This window comes from Catellatospora sp. NPDC049133 (assembly GCF_040648455.1).
In the GTDB taxonomy this organism is placed as follows: domain Bacteria; phylum Actinomycetota; class Actinomycetes; order Mycobacteriales; family Micromonosporaceae; genus Catellatospora; species Catellatospora aurea.
Map to the genome: position 1 here is coordinate 1 of NZ_JBEZDT010000024.1, position 16,334 is coordinate 16,334.

The following is a 16,334-nucleotide window of genomic DNA, read 5'->3' on the forward strand; positions in this document are numbered from 1 at the left end:
GGTGCGCCCGGTGCATGTGCTGAGGGCGCGACTCTGTAAGAGTTGCGGCAGGGATTGGACGGCGTGGGCGGGGGCGGGGCGGGGGTCAGAAGCGGGGCTGGTCGCGGTACGGCTTGACCGAGGCCGGGACCGGCGTGGCATCGGTGTCCACGTAGCGCACCGTGAACGCCCCGGTGTAGCCGAACACCGGCCCGAACCACGGGTTGACCACCCGCACGTCGATCCGGAAGACCTCCGCCGCGTCGTCGTAGCGTTCGTGCACCTCGGCGACAGCGCGGGCGGCCGGCGGCAGGGCCGTGTCGACGCCCGGGGCCCGGAAGCGCATCTGCCCGCTGCGCAGCCGCAGCCCGCCCTGGTCGTCGACGCTGAGGTGCAGGTCGGCGGCGATGTGCTGGTGGGTGCCGAGGTAGTCGACGATCAGTTCGCGGTGCGGGTCCCAGACCATCGTGGCGTCGAAGCGGCGACGCCGCCGGGGCAGCTCGAAGGTGCGGACGAAGGTGAGGGTCTCGCGGCCGTAGGAGTCGGGGTAGGCGTAGTTCTCGATGGTGAAGGGCACATTGCGGCCCTGTTCCGGGAACATGATGTTGCGCATGGTGCCCAGCGCCAGGAACGGCCGGGTGTACGCCGGCCCGCGCCAGATGCGGTCCATGACGCCGTGGCCGACGCAGCCGCGCCCGTCGGCGCTGCCGAAACCGAAGCGCTCCCGCAGGCGGGGGTGCAGGCGGTCGAAGTCGTCGCCGAGTGCGGTGTGGAACAGCGAGTTCACAGTGTCTCCAAGAGGGACGGGGCGCGGCCGGCGGTCCGGTCGGGCGGGGTGCGCAGGCAGCGGCGGGCGGACGGCGCGCCCCAGCGGGGGAGCAGGCGCAGCGGGGAGCGGCGGGGTGGCACGCCGTCCTCCAGCCAGATGCGCAGGCGGTCGAAGGACCAGGCGGTGGCCCAGCCCATCAGCGGTCGCAGCAGGAGGCGGTCGAGCACGGCGAAGCGCGGCGTGTAGTCGTAGCCGGTGAGGAAGCGCACCCCGGTGGGGGTCGGCACGTACCGCCAGTAGCCGGCTCCGGTCATCAGCCAGGAGTGGAAGCGCAGCGCCGAGGTGCGCGTGCCGTCCGGGCGGGTCCGCTCGCCGGCGGTCACGCCGACACCTGCCAGCACGAGGCCGGGCGCGAGCCGGGTCGCGTAGCGGAAGCGCTGCGGGCTGGTCCCGGGCAGGTACTCGATGGTGGTGAACCGGGCGTCCCAGCGCTGGTGCAGCGCCGGGTCCTGCGTGAACGCCCACACCCTGTCGAGGTCGGCGCGGATGTGGATCTCGATGTAGAGCTGCCGTCCCATCAGTCCCCACCTTCCTGGAGCCGGTGTTGAGCGATCGCTCAAAAAGACTGTACGACTGTTTGAGCGATCGCTCAAGGGGCGATTTTCGGGGTCGCTCAGCGCAGCGAGGCCGCGTACGCGGCGGGCGGCACCCCGATCGCGGCCGTGACCTCGCGGACCAGGTGCGCCTGGTCGCTGTAGCCCAGTTCCGCGGCGACCGCCGCCCAGTCCACCTCGCCCTCGGCGAGCTCGATCGCCCCGTGCACCCGATAGCGCAGGATCACCTGCTTCGGGCCGATGCCCACGTACTCGGTGAACAGGCGCTGCAGCGAGCGCACCGACATGCCCGCCTGCCGCGCGAGGTCCTCGACCCGGCGCAGCCCGCGGTCGTGGCGGACCCGCTCCACCAGCCGCATCGCGAGCCGTACCGACTCGTCGAGGTCCGGCCGCAGGCCCAGCAGCAGCTCGTCGAAGACCGCGGCCGCGACCTCGTCCGTCGCCGCGACGGCCAACCGGTCACCGGGGTCGGCCACCGGTAGCACCTGCGCCAGCGGCACCCGCCGGCCGGTCAGCTCCGCCGGTGAGCGGCGGGAGAACGCCCGGAACGCGCCGGGCCGGAACTGCACGCCGCGGACCCAGCCCCGCTCCGCCAGCTTGATCGAGAACAGCTCGCGGGCGGCGCCGGACACCTCCGCGGCGACCGGGTCGCTCAGGGTCGGGCGCAGCACCGCGAGGTTCACCGCCGGGTGCCCGACGACGTGCTGCTCGAACGGCTGGTCCAGGTCCCAGTCGATGAACCAGTAGTGCTCGACCAGCTCGGCCAGCTCGGCGGCAGGGGGGAGCCGCCGGAACCGCACCTGCCGCAGCAGCGCGGCCGGGTCCACGATGCCCCGGGTGTCCCGGCGTGGCTGTCGCATTTGTTCAAGACCTCCCCGCACGTCGCTGCCTAGCGTGGCCGTATGCCCACGATCTCGAAACTACTGCGCGAGTCCGCCGACGTGGCCGTGCCCGTGCTCCAGGGTGTCACCGACGACCAGCTCGACGCCGCCACGCCCTGCGCCGAGTTCCGGGTCGGGGACCTGGTCAACCACCTGTTCCAGGTCGTCGTCAACTTCCAGGCCCTGGCCCGCCGCGAGCCCGCGGACTTCGCCGGCACCCCGGACGTGCTCGGCACGGACTGGCGTGCCCGCTTCGCGACCGAGACGGAGAAGCTGATCGCCGCCTGGTCGGACGAGTCGGCGCTGGAGGGCGTCTCGCCCGGTATGGGACTGCCGCAGCCTGCCGTGGGCCGGATGGCGCTGCTCGACCTGACCTTGCACCCGTGGGATCTGGCGGTGGCGACGGGGCGGCCGTACGCGCCGAGCCCGGCGGCGGTCGAGGAGCTGCTGGTGATGGTCGGCGAGATGGGGCCGACGGCCCGGGAGTGGAAGGTCTTCGGCGAGCCCGTGCCGACGGCGGCCGACGCGGATCCGTTCACGCGCCTGCTCGGCCAGGCCGGCCGCGACCCGGGTTGGCGGCGTCCGGCGGCGCACTGACGGGGCGGGCGCGCCCAGGTGGTGGCCTGGGCGCGCCCGCAGTCTTTCAGCAGGTGGCGGTCAGGCCCGCCCAGTTGGCGCGGTCGTTGTAGCCGCCGTCCCCGCCGTCGCCGACGACCAGGTCGAGCACCCGTACGCCGGTCAGGTCGATCGTGAGCTGGCGGGTGTCGTCCCGGGTCAGCAGCCCGCTGTCGTACAGCGTGCGGCCGTCGCCGATCACCTGGAACGTCGAGGTCGCGCCCTCGGGGCCGACGTTGCGCACCGCGTCGTCCAGCCCGATGGTCGCGGCCAGCCCGCTGCACTTCGCGCCGACGTAGTAGCGGATGGTCGACGGCGAGGCGACGCCGATCCCGGTCGGGTACACCGTGCCGAGCATGCTGATCGGCGACCAGCCGCCGACGCTCAGATCGACGGTCGGGCTCATCCAGCCGCTGGTGGCGCTGATCCAGGTGTGGTGCGACAGGATCACCGTCCCGGTCGGCGGAGCCGGGGCCACCACGACCGCCGAGGTGGTCGTCTGCCGCAGCCGCCCGTGCCCGAGCACGTCGTACGAGGTGGTGGCGGTCAAAACGCCGTCGCCAGGCGCGGTGCCGGTGGGCACCGTCACCGTGAAGGCGAGGACCGCGCTGCCACCGGGCGCGATCAGCACCGGTGCCTGGCCCGTGGGACGCACCGTCCAGCCCGCCGGACCGGCCAGCTGCGCCTTGGGCTGCAGCACCGGCAGCAGCCCGTCGTTGCGGACGGCCACTTCGACCCGTGCCTGGTCGCCGCCCGCGAGCACCGGCGCGGCGCCGGCCGGCAGGGTCGCGCCGTTGACCTGCGTCACCTGCGGAATGCCGGCGGTCACGTGCGGCACGCCCGGCACGCCGCGGGCCGGGGTGACCCGCAGCAGGGCGGCACCGTGCGCGGGCACCGCCGCGCTCAGCGTGCCCGCGCTCTCGGTGACCTGCCCGGTCCACGCGTTCTTGACGGTGAATCGCGCGCCGGTCAGCCCGGCGGCGGTGGCCTGCGCGGTCAGCGTGCGCGGGGTGTCGCCCCGGTTCAGCAGGACCACGGCCCGTCCGCCGTCGGCCAGTCGCTTGACCCACGTCTCGGTCGTGCCCGCCGGTCCGACCCGGACGGCTTGCACGGCGGCACGGTCCTGGTTGATCGCCAGCACGTCGCGGTTGGTCAGGATGTCCACCGAGGTCTGGCTCAGCTTGCGGATGTCGCTGCCGACGACCAGCGGCGCGGCGGCAGCCGCCCACAGTGTCATCTGCGTGCGGAACTCCTCGTCGGACATGCCGAGCTGCGGCGCGAGGTAGTCGGGGTCGTTGTAGTGGCCGGGGCCGGTCGCCTCGGGGTGGCGGGCGTTCGCGTCGTGGTTGCGCAGCACGTCCTTGAACTTGATGTCACCGACGAAGCCCACGTCGGTGTACGTCCGCCAGGACTGGGCGATGCCCGGCGCGTAGCTCCACGAGTACGTCGACTGCTGCTCCTCGGGGTAGTCGCCCCAGTCGGGAGAAGTCACCGGGTTGCACAGGTTGAAGATGATCGGCCGGCCGCTCGCGTTGTTCCGCAGCGCCTGGGCGAACTCGGTGTAGACCGTCTTCGGGTCCAGGTTCGCGGCGATGCCGCAGAGGAAGTCCACCTTGACCGCGTCGAACTTCCAGGCCGCGAACTGGTCGGCGTCGCGCTGGTAGTAACCGCCGCCGCTGCCGAGGCCGCACTTGCCCGGGATGTACGGGCCCGCGTCGGTGTAGATGCCGGCCTTGAGGCCCTTGCCGTGGATGTAGTCCACCAGGGGCTGCAGCCCGGCGGGGAAGCGGGTCCGGTCGGCCTGCAGGTCGCCCGCGGCGGTCCGCGGCTGCGGGTCCTGCCAGCCGCCGTCGAGCCACACGATGTCGTAGCCGGCCTTGGCGAGCCCGCGTTCGACCATGGCGTCGGCGACCTCCCGCACCGACTGCTCGGAGAAGTCGCCGCCGAGGCCGAAGTAGGTGTTCCAGCCCTGGTAGGGGGTCGGGCTCAGCACTTGCTGGCGGGTCGGCGCCGGGGCCGCGGTGGCGGGTGCCGGGACGGTCAGCAGGCCGGTGGCGAGGCAGAGCAAGCCGGTGAGCACGCGTCGTTTCACATCGGATTCCTTGCTGCGAAAGGGGTTTCCCCGATCTTGTGCTCTGTTACAGCCGTGTGTCAAGAATAATTCATAATTTATGTACTGAACCGAGGTGGCGCACAGCCGTGAAGAACCGATGAAGGACCGCGGCCGGCGCGCCGACCGGCGGATAAGGTCGGTGACTCGCGGACCAGGGAGGCCGGAGTGAGCGCGCGGGTGCTGATCGCCGAGGACGACCCCAAGCAGGCCCACCTGCTGCGGGTCTACCTCGAACGCGAAGGCCACAGCGTCCAGGTCGTCGGCGACGGCCTCGCCGCGCTGGAGCGCTGCCGGGCGTACCGGCCGGACCTGGTCGTGCTCGACGTGATGATGCCGACCCTCGGCGGCCTCGACGTCTGCCGCATCCTGAGGGCCGAGTCGGATGTGGCGATCCTGCTGCTCACCGCCCGCAGCACCGAGGACGACATCCTCGTCGGCCTCGACCTCGGCGCGGACGACTACATCACCAAGCCGTACAGCCCGCGTCAGCTCGCCGCCCGGGTGCGGGCCCTGCTGCGCCGCGCCCGGCCGGGCACCGCCAGGGACGAGGTCCTCCGGGTCGGCGACCTCGAGATCGACGAAGGCCGGTTCGAGGTGCGGGTCGCCGGCCGCCCCGTGGTGCTCACCGCCAAGGAGTTCGGCATCCTCGCCGCCCTCGCCGCGTCGCCGGGCAGGGTGTTCTCCCGCGCGCAGATCATCGACCGGGCCTTCGGCTTCGACAACCACGTCGAGGAGCGCACCGTCGACGCGCACGTGATGAACCTGCGCCGCAAGATCGAGGACGACCCGGCCGAGTCCCGCTACGTGCAGACCGTCTACGGTCGCGGCTACCGGCTGGCAGAGCAGCGTTGAGCGAGCTTGCGAGCGAATCAGCGGGCATCGGCCATGCCGCGGACAAGCGTAGCGAGGAGCAGGCGTGAGCTTCCGGTTGCGCGTCATCGCGCTGGTCATGTTCATCGCGGTCACGGCCACCGCGGCGACGGCCTGGCTCACCCTGCGGCAGGCGTCGCGGGAGTTCGACCGCACCGTCAGCGCCAGCGCCGAGCAGCAAGCGCTGATCACTGGTGAGCTCGCCGACCACGCCCGCACTCACGGCGGCTGGGACGGCATCGCCGACCGGGTACGCGAGCTGTCCCTGCAGACCGGCCAGCGCATCCAGGTGACCACCGATTCCGGCGCGGTGGTGGCCGACTCCGACGTGCTCGCCGGCGGTGTGGCCCGCGACGTGACCGGCCCGCCGCTGCTGGTCGATCCGCGACCGACGTGGCAGCCGCTGCCCAAGAACGGCGTGCCGGCCGGTGCGAAGACGGTCGTGCTGGCCGCGTTCGAGTACCGGGTCGGGCTGCGCCTCGCGGCCTGCCTGAGCGAGGCGGGGATCGGGGTGCGGCTGACCGGTTCCCGGATGGGCATCCCTGTGCCGCAGCCCGCCGAGTACAGCCCGCAGGCGAAGGCCTGCGACGTCCGGTCGCGGGAACAGGTCCCCACCGACATCGACCGCGCGTTCGAGGCCGAGCTGCTGGCCTGCCAGCACCGGGCCGAGCAGATGGTGCCGTGCCTGCAGGACGCGTTCTCGCGGGCCGTCGGCGCGTACGCGCCCGCGCAGATGCGGGTGTACCTGGGCGCGGCGGAGCAGCCCGCGCCACGGCTGCCGGTCGACTCGATCGTGCTCACCGCGGCCGTCGTCGCGCTCGCCGCCGTCGGCGCGTCCTGGCTGCTCAGCCGCCGGGTGCTGCGACCCATCGGCGCGCTGACCGCGGCGTCGGCGCGGGTCGGCGAGGGCAAGCTCACCGAACGTGTCCCGGTACGCGGCCACGACGAGCTGGCCGGGCTCGCCCGCTCGTTCAACCGCATGGCCGACTCCCTGCAGCACAGCGAGGAGCTGCAACGCCGCATGATCTCCGACGTGGCGCACGAGCTGCGCACACCCCTGGCGAACCTGCGCGGCTACCTGGAGGCGCTCAAGGACGGTGTGCTGCCGCCGACGCCCGAGCTGTTCGACTCCCTGCACGACGAAGCCGTACTGCAGCAGCGCATCGTCGACGACCTGCAGGACCTGGCGCTGGCCGAGGCGGGCGTGCTGACGTACCAGAAGACCCGCCTCGACCTGGGCGAACTCGTCGCGACCTGCCGGACGGCGCACGCCGCGCTCGCCTCCGCCGCGGGCGTGGCGCTGACGGCGGAGGGCGACGGCCCGCGCTGGGTGCACGCGGACCCGGACCGGCTGCGCCAGGTGATCGGCAACCTCATCCGCAACGCCCTGGCCGCCACCGCGTCCGGCGGCACGATCACGCTCGGCGTCTCCTCGGACGGTGACCGGCACCTGGTCCGCGTCACCGACACCGGCAGCGGCATAGCCGAGCAGGACCTGCCGCACCTGTTCGACCGGCTCTGGCGCGCCGACCGCGCCCGCGGCCGGGGCGAGCGCTACACCACCGGTTCGGGCCTCGGCCTGTCCATCGCCCGGCAGATCATCGCCGACCACGGCGGCACCGTCGACGTCGTCAGCGTGCTGGGCGTGGGCACCACCTTCACCATCGGCCTGCCCGCCGGCTGAGACGTCAGAGCCCCATGGGGATCGGCTGCCCCGGCAGGCCGTCCACCAGCAGCGCCGCCAGCGCCGCAGGCAGCGCCCGGGGCGCGAACAGGTCGCTTCCCCGGTACAGCGCCAGCTCCTGCTGGGTCCACCAGCGGAACTCGCTGATGTTCTCCGTGGCGGCCAACTCGTCGTCGGTCATCGCGCCGCGCGGGTCGAACGACGTCGTGCGTACCAGGAAGATGTCGTTGACGACGCCGTCGAAGCCGGTGATGTGGCCCTCCCGGACGACCTCCTGATGCCACACGTGCGGCGGATCGGCGGCCAGCGCCAGCCCGATCTCCTCGGTGAGCTCGCGCCGCAGCGCGGCCAGCGGTGTCTCGCCGGGCTCGATCCCGCCGCCGGGAGTGCCCCACACCACGATCGGCTCGGGCTTGTCGAAAGCCCATCGGCACAGCAGCACCCGGTCCCGTTCGTCCAGCACGATGGCGCGTACACCGGCGCGCAGCCGGGGGAAGGTCGACGGCAGCATACCGACGAACCTATCCGCATCGACCGTACGCGCGCCCCCGCATTTCGCCCCGCCCGCCGGTACAGTCGACGCCTCGACCTGCGAAGGGCGGCCACCATGCGGGTGCAGATGACGAGCGCTGCGGCCCGCACCGGCCGGGTGAACGAGGACTTCACCGGTGCCACGGCGTCGGCGGCGGTGCTGCTCGACGGGGCCGGCATCCCCGGCGCGGAAGCGGTCTGCCGGCACGGCGTCGCCTGGTACGCCCACCGCCTGGGCGGTTGCCTGCTCGGCCTGCTCCCGCTGCGCGACGATCGCAGCCTCGCCGCGGTGCTCGCCGAGGCCATCACCCAGGTGACCGGTGAGCACCGGGACACCTGCGACGTGGCCGACCCGATCAGCCCGTCCGCGACCGTGGCGATGCTGCGGATCTCCAGCGGCCTGGTCGAATACCTGGTGCTCGGGGACACCGTAGTCGTGCTGGACATGTCGCACGGTGCGCCGCTCGTCGTCACCGACCCCCGTGAGCTGGTCATCAGCCGGTCGTACCAGCCTGCGTACGAGGCGGCCGCCGAGGGCAGCGACGAGCGGCGGCGGGCCCTGCGCGAACTGCGCGCCCACCGCAACGCGCCGGGCGGATTCTGGCTGGCCAAGGACGACCCACGGGCCGCCGACGAGGCGCTCACCGGGAGCCGCCCGGTCCCGGAGCTGTCCGGTGCCGTCCTGCTCAGCAACGGGGCCGGCCGTTTCGTGGACCGGTTCGGGCTCACCGACTGGCCCGGACTTCTGGCGCTCCTGGCGTCGAGCGGGCCCGCCGAGGTCGTCCGCCGGGTCCGGCAGGCGGAGGCGCGCGACGCGGTGGCGGCCGACGACGCGACGATCGCCTACTGCACCGGAATCGACGAGTCCTGACCCCGCCGAACCGCGGCGGCGCAGAAGGTGATCACCGCACTGCGGACGCACCGGTTCTTCAAAGGTTCTTGATCGTCTGCTGCCTACCGTCCGTCCGTGGCGAACGCGACGCGGACCGCACCCGCGAGAAGAACCCCCGGCACAGGCACCGCGCACTCCGGTCTCCCGAACTCGTCCGGCACCCACCCGGGCGTCCCGGAACCGGGCATCGGCCAGGACCGCTCGGTGCGATCGCGTCCGGTCCTGCGGAGGAGAACGGCGCTGCGGCGACACGGCCGGCTCGCGTTGCTGTGCCTGGCGGCGGGAGCCGTGCTGGTCGGACTGGGGCTGCTGCGCGGAGTCGACGAACCGGCCGCGCAGCCGAGGCCCGTGGCGGGCGACAAAATCTCCCCGGCGCCGTCGTCCGTCCCGGCGTCGCCGGGCCCGTCGGCGTCACCGGCACCGGTCTACCAACTGCCCGGGGACTTTCCGGCGTCCGGGCCCGGCACCTGGAAGTACGCGGGCGGTCAGGGTGCGGTGCTCGGCAGCGCGGGCGGGCTGCGGCGGTACCGGGTCGCGGTCGAGGCCAACGTCGCCGGGGCCGAGCTGGCCGAGTTCACCCGGACCGTCGACCGGACGCTCGGCGACCCCCGCGGCTGGATCGGCGGACGGGAGCGCCGCCTGCAGCGGGTGCCCGCAGGCTCGGCGTACGACTTCACGATCTACCTGGCCACCGGCGAGACCACCCGCAGGCTCTGTGCCACCGGCGGGATGGACACCCGGCTCGACGGGGTGTCGTACACATCCTGTCGCCTGCCCGGACGCGTCGTGATCAACCTCAACCGCTGGCGGCTGTCCGTGCCCGACTATGTGAACGGGCGGGTCGAGCTGTCGGTGTACCGCAGCTACGTGATCAACCACGAGGTCGGCCACGAGTTCGGCCGCAACCACGAGCGCTGCCCCGGCAGGGGCCGACCAGCGCCGACGATGCAGCAGCAGACGTACGGCCTGCGCGGCTGCCGCGCCAACCCCTGGCCCTACCTCGACGGCAAGCGCTACGCCGGCCCGCCCCTGTGACCCGTTGCCACCATGCGGCGATCATGGCACGCTTCCGGCGATGGAACCGCTGAACGAGATCACTCAGGTGTCCGGGCGATCACCGGACGCTGCCGCGGACGGCCACGCGGCCAAGGCCGACCGGTTGCTGATGGTGATCGAGCGGTTCGCCGAGCTGGTCGACCCGCCCGCCGACGACGTGATCGCGCAGATCCTGACCGACGCGGGATGGGGCCCCGGCGATCCGTTGGGCCGTGGCTTCGCGTCAGGCGGCATGACCGCGGCGATCTTCGGCGTCACCGGTGGCGCGCGGGTGAGCTTCGAGCTGGCCGACTTCGGGTGCTCGGAGGATCTCGACTACGACGACTTCGAGGACGACGACGCCTACTCGGCTGCCGTGGACCAGCAGTACCTCGACGCGGAGGCAGGGGTGGCGACCGTGTCCGCCCGGCTCGGCCTTCCTCCCGCGGACGACCTCGCCGTCGACCCGGTGCTCGACGGGTCGCGGGTCCGGCTGCGGGCCGGGCACTGGGCGGTGACCGTCGCGGCCGTACAGGAGGACACCGACCTGCCGATCCTTCTCGAAGTGGACCTGAGCTACGGCGCGGACCTGCCCGGCCGCCTCGCACAGCTCGCACCGCCTCCGTCGGACATCATCCCGGTCGACTGGGACGCGGTGTCGTCGCGCCTGCACGTGACCCTGCCCGCCGACTACCGCTGGCTGGCCGAACGGTACGGCGGCGGCACGTTCGGCGGCCGCGTCACGGTGCTGCCGCCGTCCGAGCTGTCCCCACCGCTGCTCGGACCCCTGCAAGGCCCGATGCGGTACATGACAGCGCGAACGCTGCCGGTCGCGACGACATCGGACGGCGCGCTCGTGTCCTGGGTGCTGGACCCGGAGGAACAGGCCGACTGGTGGCGCCTGCGTTTGTCCAAGCCGGGACATCCGGACGAGGAGATCGAGGCAGGGGTGCTGCAGTTCCTGGTGGTGACCCTGTCCGGGGCGTACCGGGCCCGGTGTCAGGACTCGTGCCGCGTATGCCGCCCGGCACCTTCGGCGGGCGGGAGCGGCTCCGGCTCGGTGTAGCCGTACGCCCGCTCGGCGAGCATCTGGCCGAAGACGCCGTTGAAGCTGCCGCAGTCACGGCACTGGAAGTTCTCGTCGAGCCGGGGTCCGCCGCAGTGGTCGCATCGGCCCTGGTCACGCGGGTCGTGGTAGTCCTGCAGCGCCAGCCGCAGCGCCTGGGCGACCGGCTCGCTCAGCATGAGCCGCGACTCGCGCCCGTCGACGCGCACGGTCAGCTCGGTGCGTGCCGGGGCGTGCGGGTCGAGCGCGTGAATCCGCGCCACAAACCCGCCGATCTCACCCAGAATATCCGCCGGCTGGTCGGTCTCCATGCCCCCGACCGTACGACATCCACCGCCGTGACTCGGCGTCGGCCGGATCTAGACGAGTTGTGGTCGCTATGACGACCACAACTCGTCTAGATCCAGGCAGGTACAGTCGTCGTGCCCTGTTTCGGCTGGAGTGGATCATATGAAGGTCGACCCGACCCGGGTGCCGGAGAAGGTTCGGCACCTGATTCCCCTGGTGGAGCGGTGGAGCGTACCGGAGGACGGCGAGCGGTCGGACATGATGGAAGCGGCGACCGACGCGCAGCTGCGCGACCTGACCGACGCGGTGACCGAGTCGATCGACGAACTGGACGACTGGCTCTGCGGCGACGAGGCTGCTTCGCCGGATCCGTCCGATGAGTACATCGCGTTCAGCTGCCTGTCGATGGCGGCGTGCCTGGCGGACGTCTGGCTGAAGAAGCGCAGCGGGTCGGTTCCGCCGGGACCCGTTGGCGGCTGAGTCATCCCTGCTGGGGGAGCGGGCCGGTGGATTCGCGGACGACCAGGCGGCAGGGTTGGCGGATGACGCCGGAGGACGGGGCGCCGTCGAGGGCGGCGAACAGGTGCATGACGGCGGTCGCGCCGAGCTGTTCCAGGTTGAGGTCCACCGTGGTCAGGGGAGGGCGGCAGTCGGCGGCCATCTCCTCCCAGTTGTCGTACCCGATGATGGCGACGTCGTCGGGGACCCGGCAGCCGTGCTCCTGCAGTGCCTGCGCGGCCCCGGCGGCGATCTGGTCGTTGCCGCAGAAGATCGCGTCGATCTCCGGGTGGGCGGTGATCAGCATGCGGGCGGCGTGCCGGCCCCAGCGCTGAGACCATTCGCCGTACAGCGGCTCGCCGCCGACCAGTTCCCATCCGGACTCGGCGAGCACGGCCTGCAGCCCGGTTACGCGGTCGCGTGCGGCGCGGTAGCTCTGCGGGCCGGTGATGTGGGCGATGTTGCGCCGGCGCAGGCTGACCAGGTGTTCCATGGCGATGCGCCCGCCGCCCTCGTCGTCGGCGAGCACGCTCAGGTCGGCGGGGTCGGTGGACTGGCCGTACACGTACACGACCGGCACCGGGATGTCGCGGCTGAGCGAGGGGCGCAGGTCGTTGCTGTCGCCGAGGATGATGAACCCGTCGACCTGCCGGGCGAGCAGGGTGCGGATGTAGTGCTGGCGGCGGATGGCGTCGCCGCGGGCGTCGCACAGCAGCACCGACATCTGCTCGTTGCCGAGAGCGTTTTCGGCGCCGAGCAGGATCGGGATGGAGAAGCGCCCGCCGAGTTCGTCGGTGAGCAGGCCGATGGTGCGGGTGCGCCCGGAGATGAGCCCGCGGGCGAGCACGTTGGGCTGGAAGCTGAGCTGGTTGGCGGCCTGCAGCACGCGCAGCCGGGTGTCGGGCGCGACCTCGCCGCGCGCGTTGAGCGCCTTGGAGGCGGTGGCCACGGAAACCCCCGCCAGCCGGGCCACGTCGGTGAGGGTCACCGACGTCGATCGCCGCCTGCCCATGGAAAGCCTTTCGCTCGTTTTTCGACAACGTGTCGGAGCATACGCACCAAGGCAGCGCCGTGGCTAGCACGGTCCACGTTATCGAGATGTGACACGACGGCCATCTTGCCGAAAAGGTTTTCGGCGTCCATCGTTGCTCCAACGTCGAAGTGACCGCGGTCACGAGAGTCTGTTGGAGGCGGAGATGACGGTGGCGGCGCGAACCGCCGACCTCACCGGAGGTCGGCCCGTGGTGCCGTCGCGAGGAGTCCTGCGACCGCTGGGCCTGAGCGAGGTTCGGATCACGGGGGGCTTCTGGGCGCAGCGGCAGGCGACCAACAGTCGGGCGACGCTCGACCACGGTCGTGAATGGATGGACAAGCTCGGCTGGACCGGCAACTTCACCGCTGAAGTGGGCCGGGGCAGCGCCGAGCGGCGCGGTCGCGAGTTCTCCGACTCCGAGGTGTACAAGCTGATCGAGGCGATGTCGTGGGAGACCGGCCGGCAGGCCGACCCGGCCCGCGACGCCGAGATCGCCGAGCTGACCACGATGATCGCCGGTGCGCAGGCCGCCGACGGCTACCTGCACACCGCGTTCGGCCGGGCCGGGCAGCGCGCCCGGTACGGCGACCTGGCCTGGGGGCACGAGCTGTACTGCGCCGGGCACCTGCTGCAGGCGTCGGTGGCGCGGGCCCGCACCAGCGGCGACGACGCGCTGCTGAACGTGGCCCGGCGCGTGGCCGACCACGTGTGCGAGGAGTTCGGCCCGGCCGGGCGTGACGCGGTCTGCGGGCACCCGGAGATCGAGCCGGGGCTGGTCGAGCTGTTCCGTGCGACGGGGGAGCAGCGCTACCTGGACCAGGCGGCGCTGTTCGTGGCCCGGCGCGGCCGGCGTACGCTGCCGCGGCACGAGTTCGGCTGGAGCTACTTCAGCGACGACGTCCCGGTGCGGGAGGCCAGGGTGCTGCGCGGGCACGCCGTGCGGGCCCTCTACCTGGCCGCGGGCGTGGTCGACCTGGCCGTGGAGACCGGCGACGACGAGCTGCTGGAGACGGTCGCGGCGCAGTTCGACCGGACCCTGGCCCGGCGCACCTACCTGACCGGCGGCATGGGCTCGCGGCACCTGGACGAGGCGTTCAGCGACGACTTCGTGCTGCCGGCCGACCGGGCGTACTCGGAGACCTGCGCGGGCATCGCGGCGATCATGGTGGCGTGGCGGCTGATGCTGGCCACCGGTCGCGAGCGCTACGCCGACGTCATCGAGCGCATCCTGTACAACGTCGTGGCCACCGCGATCGGCGACGACGGCCGCTCCTTCTTCTACGCGCACACGCTGCACCAGCGTTCGCAGACGGTGGTGCTGCCCGGCGACGTGGAGCAGCTCGGCTTCGGCGGCGGCCCGCGCGCGCCGTGGTTCGAGGTGTCCTGCTGCCTGGCCAACACGGCCCGGATGCTGGCCAGCCTGTCCACGTACGTCGCCTCGGTCGACGGCGACGGGCTGCGCGTGCACCAGTACGCCGACGCCGACATCGACACGACCCTCGCGGACGGGCGGCGGGTCGGGCTGCGGATGCGGACCGGCTACCCCGACGACGGCACGGTCGGCATCGAGGTCACCGCAGCCGAGTCCGGCCCGTGGACGCTGGCGCTGCGGCTGCCCGCGTGGGCGGCCGGCGCGACGGCGACGGTCAACGGCGAGCCGCAACCGGCCGACGGCGACCGCTTCGTGCTGCGGCGCGACTTCGCCGTCGGCGACCGGATCGTGCTGGCGCTGCCGATGCGGCCCCGGTTCACCCGCCCCGACCCGCGCATCGACGCGGTCAGAGGCTGCGTGGCGGTGGAGCAGGGGCCGGTCGTGCTGTGCGCCGAATCCGTCGGCGGTGAGCTGGACCTGGACAGCCTGCGGGTCGACGCGGGCACCGATCCGGCCGCCGAAGGCGGGGTCACGGTCCGCGGGGTGGCCGAGGAGCTGCCCGAGCGGCCGTGGCCGTACGCCGACGCGGGACCCGTCGGCCAGCGCACCACTTTGGACGTGCCCCTGGTCCCGTACCACCGCTGGGCGCGCAGCGGACCCTCCACCATGCGGGTCTGGCTGCCCACCACCTGATTCACCGCGAACGCACCACCGCACCTCGCTCCACTGCTCCACTACATACCGATGGAAGGAGAGATTGTGAGATCTAGAGGACTTCGGGCGCTCGCCGTCACGGCGGCGGCCCTGCTGGTGACCGCCGTCGCCGCGTGCGGCGGCGACGACCCGGAGGCTCCCGGCGCGTCGGGCACCGCCGGTGTCGACGACGGTGCGCAGCTCACGCTGTGGACCCGTGCGGCCACCGAGTCGGTGTCCAAGGCGTACGCCGAGGCGTACAACGCCACGCACAAGAACAAGGTGACCGTCACCTCGTACCCGAACGAGGAGTACCCGGCGAAGCTGGCCAGCGCGGCCGGCGCGAAGGCACTGCCCGACCTGTTCGGCGCGGACGTGGTGTTCGCGGCGCAGTACGCCTCGCAGGGCCTGTGGACCGACCTGACCGAGCGCCTGGCGGCCAGCGGCCTGAAGGACAAGGTGTCGCCCGGACACCTCAACGCCGGCACCTGGGAGGGCAAGAACTACGCCGTCCCGCACACCGTCGACATGTCGGTGATGCTCTACAACAAGGACCTCTACACCAAGGCCGGCCTGGACCCGGAGAAGGGCCCGACGTCGCTGAAGGAGTTCGCCGAGCACGCCCGCAAGATCGACAAGCTGGGCGGCGACGTGAACGGCACCTACTTCGGCGGCAACTGCGGCGGCTGCGTCGAGTTCACCTTCTGGCCCTCGGTCTGGGGCGCGGGCGGCGACGTGCTCGACGCCAAGGGCGAGAACGCCAAGGTCGACTCCAAGGAGATGGCCGACGTGTTCGCGCTCTACCGGGCGCTGTACGACGAGGGCGTGGCGGCTCCGGCGTCCAAGGACGAGGCCGGTCCGACCTGGCTCGGCGCGCTGCAGAGTGGCAAGATCGGCATCGCCCCCGGGCCGTCGGTGTGGCTGGGCCTCATCGAGGAGAAGGGCGTGAAGATGGGCGTCGCGCCGATCAGCGGGCCCGACGGCGGCGATTCCACCTTCATCGGCGGTGACGCGATCGGCGTCGGCGCCACCAGCACCAAGGCCGCCCAGGCGTGGGACTTCCTGCTCTGGACCATGTCCGACGAGGCGCAGGTCGAGGTCATCGCCAAGAACAAGGGCGTGCCGATCCGCACCGACCTGGCGTCGAACAAGTACTCCTCGGCCGACCCGCGCATCGTGCTCATCAACAGCCTGGTCGCCAAGGGCAAGACGCCGTACGCGAAGAACTTCAACGCCTCCTTCAACGACCCGCAGAGCCCCTGGCTGCAGACGGTCCGCGGGGCGCTGTTCGGTGACGCCGCCAAGTCCCTGGCCGACGGCAACACCGCGATCACCAAGTCACTCCAGCAAGGCTGACCCGACCCGGCCCGGCCGCCACCCCTCACGCGGCGGCCGGGCCAC

The 16,334-nt window shown here is 72.3% G+C and carries 16 protein-coding genes; 9 read left to right on the plus strand and 7 right to left on the minus strand.

Annotated elements, in window-relative coordinates; translation table 11 throughout:
- Nucleotides 1-85: 85 nt before the first annotated feature.
- From AB0B35_RS25585 to AB0B35_RS25595, 3 genes are all read right to left on the minus strand, one after another.
- Nucleotides 86-766 carry a DUF4166 domain-containing protein gene (locus tag AB0B35_RS25585; RefSeq protein WP_361049564.1) on the minus strand — a complete coding sequence of 227 codons (681 nt, stop codon included), beginning with the start codon at nucleotides 764-766 and terminating at the stop codon, nucleotides 86-88.
- The gene (locus AB0B35_RS25590) at nucleotides 763-1,326 is read right to left on the minus strand and encodes an SRPBCC family protein (protein ID WP_361049566.1); all 564 of its coding nucleotides are present in this window, start codon (nucleotides 1,324-1,326) and stop codon (nucleotides 763-765) included. The genes AB0B35_RS25585 and AB0B35_RS25590 overlap by 4 nt, the downstream gene beginning before the upstream one ends.
- 95 nt (nucleotides 1,327-1,421) lie before the next feature.
- Nucleotides 1,422-2,222, minus strand: a complete 801-nt coding sequence (locus AB0B35_RS25595; RefSeq protein WP_361049568.1) for a helix-turn-helix transcriptional regulator — start codon at nucleotides 2,220-2,222, stop codon at nucleotides 1,422-1,424.
- Nucleotides 2,223-2,264: 42 nt separating this feature from the next.
- On the opposite strand from AB0B35_RS25595, the gene AB0B35_RS25600 reads away from it, so the two are divergent.
- Complete coding sequence (locus AB0B35_RS25600; protein WP_361049570.1) at nucleotides 2,265-2,840, plus strand: TIGR03086 family metal-binding protein; 576 nt, start codon at nucleotides 2,265-2,267, stop codon at nucleotides 2,838-2,840.
- Between the two features lie 46 nt (nucleotides 2,841-2,886).
- Here the strand turns inward: AB0B35_RS25600 and AB0B35_RS25605 are convergent, their stop codons facing one another.
- Nucleotides 2,887-4,950, minus strand: coding sequence for an NPCBM/NEW2 domain-containing protein (locus AB0B35_RS25605; RefSeq protein ID WP_361049572.1), 2,064 nt, complete (start codon nucleotides 4,948-4,950; stop codon nucleotides 2,887-2,889).
- Between the two features lie 186 nt (nucleotides 4,951-5,136).
- On the opposite strand from AB0B35_RS25605, the gene AB0B35_RS25610 reads away from it, so the two are divergent.
- Together AB0B35_RS25610 and AB0B35_RS25615 are read left to right on the plus strand one after the other, a co-directional pair.
- Nucleotides 5,137-5,823, plus strand: coding sequence for a response regulator transcription factor (locus AB0B35_RS25610; protein ID WP_361049574.1), 687 nt, complete (start codon nucleotides 5,137-5,139; stop codon nucleotides 5,821-5,823).
- Nucleotides 5,824-5,887: 64 nt separating this feature from the next.
- Complete coding sequence (locus AB0B35_RS25615) at nucleotides 5,888-7,525, plus strand: HAMP domain-containing sensor histidine kinase (protein WP_361049576.1); 1,638 nt, start codon at nucleotides 5,888-5,890, stop codon at nucleotides 7,523-7,525.
- 4 nt (nucleotides 7,526-7,529) lie between these two features.
- Here AB0B35_RS25615 and AB0B35_RS25620 read toward each other — a convergent pair whose 3' ends face one another.
- The gene (locus AB0B35_RS25620) at nucleotides 7,530-8,036 is read right to left on the minus strand and encodes an NUDIX domain-containing protein (RefSeq protein ID WP_360534140.1); all 507 of its coding nucleotides are present in this window, start codon (nucleotides 8,034-8,036) and stop codon (nucleotides 7,530-7,532) included.
- 96 nt (nucleotides 8,037-8,132) lie between these two features.
- Here AB0B35_RS25620 and AB0B35_RS25625 point away from each other — a divergent pair, with 96 nt between their 5' ends.
- From AB0B35_RS25625 to AB0B35_RS25635, 3 genes are all read left to right on the plus strand, one after another.
- Entirely contained in the window at nucleotides 8,133-8,927 is a 795-nt protein-coding gene (locus AB0B35_RS25625) for a hypothetical protein (RefSeq protein ID WP_361049578.1), read from the plus strand.
- Nucleotides 8,928-9,023: 96 nt separating this feature from the next.
- Nucleotides 9,024-9,983 (plus strand): DUF3152 domain-containing protein, encoded by a 960-nt coding sequence (locus tag AB0B35_RS25630; protein WP_361049580.1) that lies wholly within the window; start codon nucleotides 9,024-9,026, stop codon nucleotides 9,981-9,983.
- Nucleotides 9,984-10,023: 40 nt separating this feature from the next.
- Nucleotides 10,024-11,049, plus strand: a complete 1,026-nt coding sequence (locus AB0B35_RS25635) for a hypothetical protein (protein ID WP_361049582.1) — start codon at nucleotides 10,024-10,026, stop codon at nucleotides 11,047-11,049.
- Here the strand turns inward: AB0B35_RS25635 and AB0B35_RS25640 are convergent.
- Complete coding sequence (locus AB0B35_RS25640) at nucleotides 10,983-11,360, minus strand: hypothetical protein (protein ID WP_361049584.1); 378 nt, start codon at nucleotides 11,358-11,360, stop codon at nucleotides 10,983-10,985. The two genes, AB0B35_RS25635 and AB0B35_RS25640, sit on opposite strands and share 67 nt — an antisense overlap.
- 139 nt (nucleotides 11,361-11,499) lie before the next feature.
- Here AB0B35_RS25640 and AB0B35_RS25645 point away from each other — a divergent pair, with 139 nt between their 5' ends.
- A complete protein-coding gene (locus tag AB0B35_RS25645) occupies nucleotides 11,500-11,817 on the plus strand; it encodes a hypothetical protein (RefSeq protein WP_361049586.1) in 318 nt (105 codons plus the stop codon).
- Nucleotide 11,818: 1 nt separating this feature from the next.
- Here AB0B35_RS25645 and AB0B35_RS25650 read toward each other — a convergent pair whose 3' ends face one another.
- Entirely contained in the window at nucleotides 11,819-12,847 is a 1,029-nt protein-coding gene (locus AB0B35_RS25650; protein WP_361049588.1) for a LacI family DNA-binding transcriptional regulator, read from the minus strand.
- 190 nt (nucleotides 12,848-13,037) lie between these two features.
- Between AB0B35_RS25650 and AB0B35_RS25655 the strand changes: the two genes are divergently transcribed.
- Entirely contained in the window at nucleotides 13,038-14,933 is a 1,896-nt protein-coding gene (locus AB0B35_RS25655; RefSeq protein WP_361049590.1) for a beta-L-arabinofuranosidase domain-containing protein, read from the plus strand.
- Between the two features lie 51 nt (nucleotides 14,934-14,984).
- Nucleotides 14,985-16,289 carry a sugar ABC transporter substrate-binding protein gene (locus tag AB0B35_RS25660; RefSeq protein ID WP_361049592.1) on the plus strand — a complete coding sequence of 435 codons (1,305 nt, stop codon included), beginning with the start codon at nucleotides 14,985-14,987 and terminating at the stop codon, nucleotides 16,287-16,289.
- Nucleotides 16,290-16,334 lie beyond the last annotated feature (45 nt).

Bases quoted from the DNA above. Each gene is read 5' to 3' on its own strand.
- AB0B35_RS25590 (WP_361049566.1), bottom strand. From the start codon at position 1,326: ATGGGACGGCAGCTCTACATCGAGATCCACATCCGCGCCGACCTCGAC.
- AB0B35_RS25600 (WP_361049570.1), top strand. From the start codon at position 2,265: ATGCCCACGATCTCGAAACTACTGCGCGAGTCCGCCGACGTGGCCGTG.
- AB0B35_RS25650 (WP_361049588.1), bottom strand. From the start codon at position 12,847: ATGGGCAGGCGGCGATCGACGTCGGTGACCCTCACCGACGTGGCCCGG.
- AB0B35_RS25660 (WP_361049592.1), top strand. From the start codon at position 14,985: ATGGAAGGAGAGATTGTGAGATCTAGAGGACTTCGGGCGCTCGCCGTC.
- AB0B35_RS25635 (WP_361049582.1), top strand. From the start codon at position 10,024: ATGGAACCGCTGAACGAGATCACTCAGGTGTCCGGGCGATCACCGGAC.
- AB0B35_RS25645 (WP_361049586.1), top strand. From the start codon at position 11,500: ATGAAGGTCGACCCGACCCGGGTGCCGGAGAAGGTTCGGCACCTGATT.
- AB0B35_RS25625 (WP_361049578.1), top strand. From the start codon at position 8,133: ATGCGGGTGCAGATGACGAGCGCTGCGGCCCGCACCGGCCGGGTGAAC.
- AB0B35_RS25640 (WP_361049584.1), bottom strand. From the start codon at position 11,360: ATGGAGACCGACCAGCCGGCGGATATTCTGGGTGAGATCGGCGGGTTT.
- AB0B35_RS25595 (WP_361049568.1), bottom strand. From the start codon at position 2,222: ATGCGACAGCCACGCCGGGACACCCGGGGCATCGTGGACCCGGCCGCG.
- AB0B35_RS25620 (WP_360534140.1), bottom strand. From the start codon at position 8,036: ATGCTGCCGTCGACCTTCCCCCGGCTGCGCGCCGGTGTACGCGCCATC.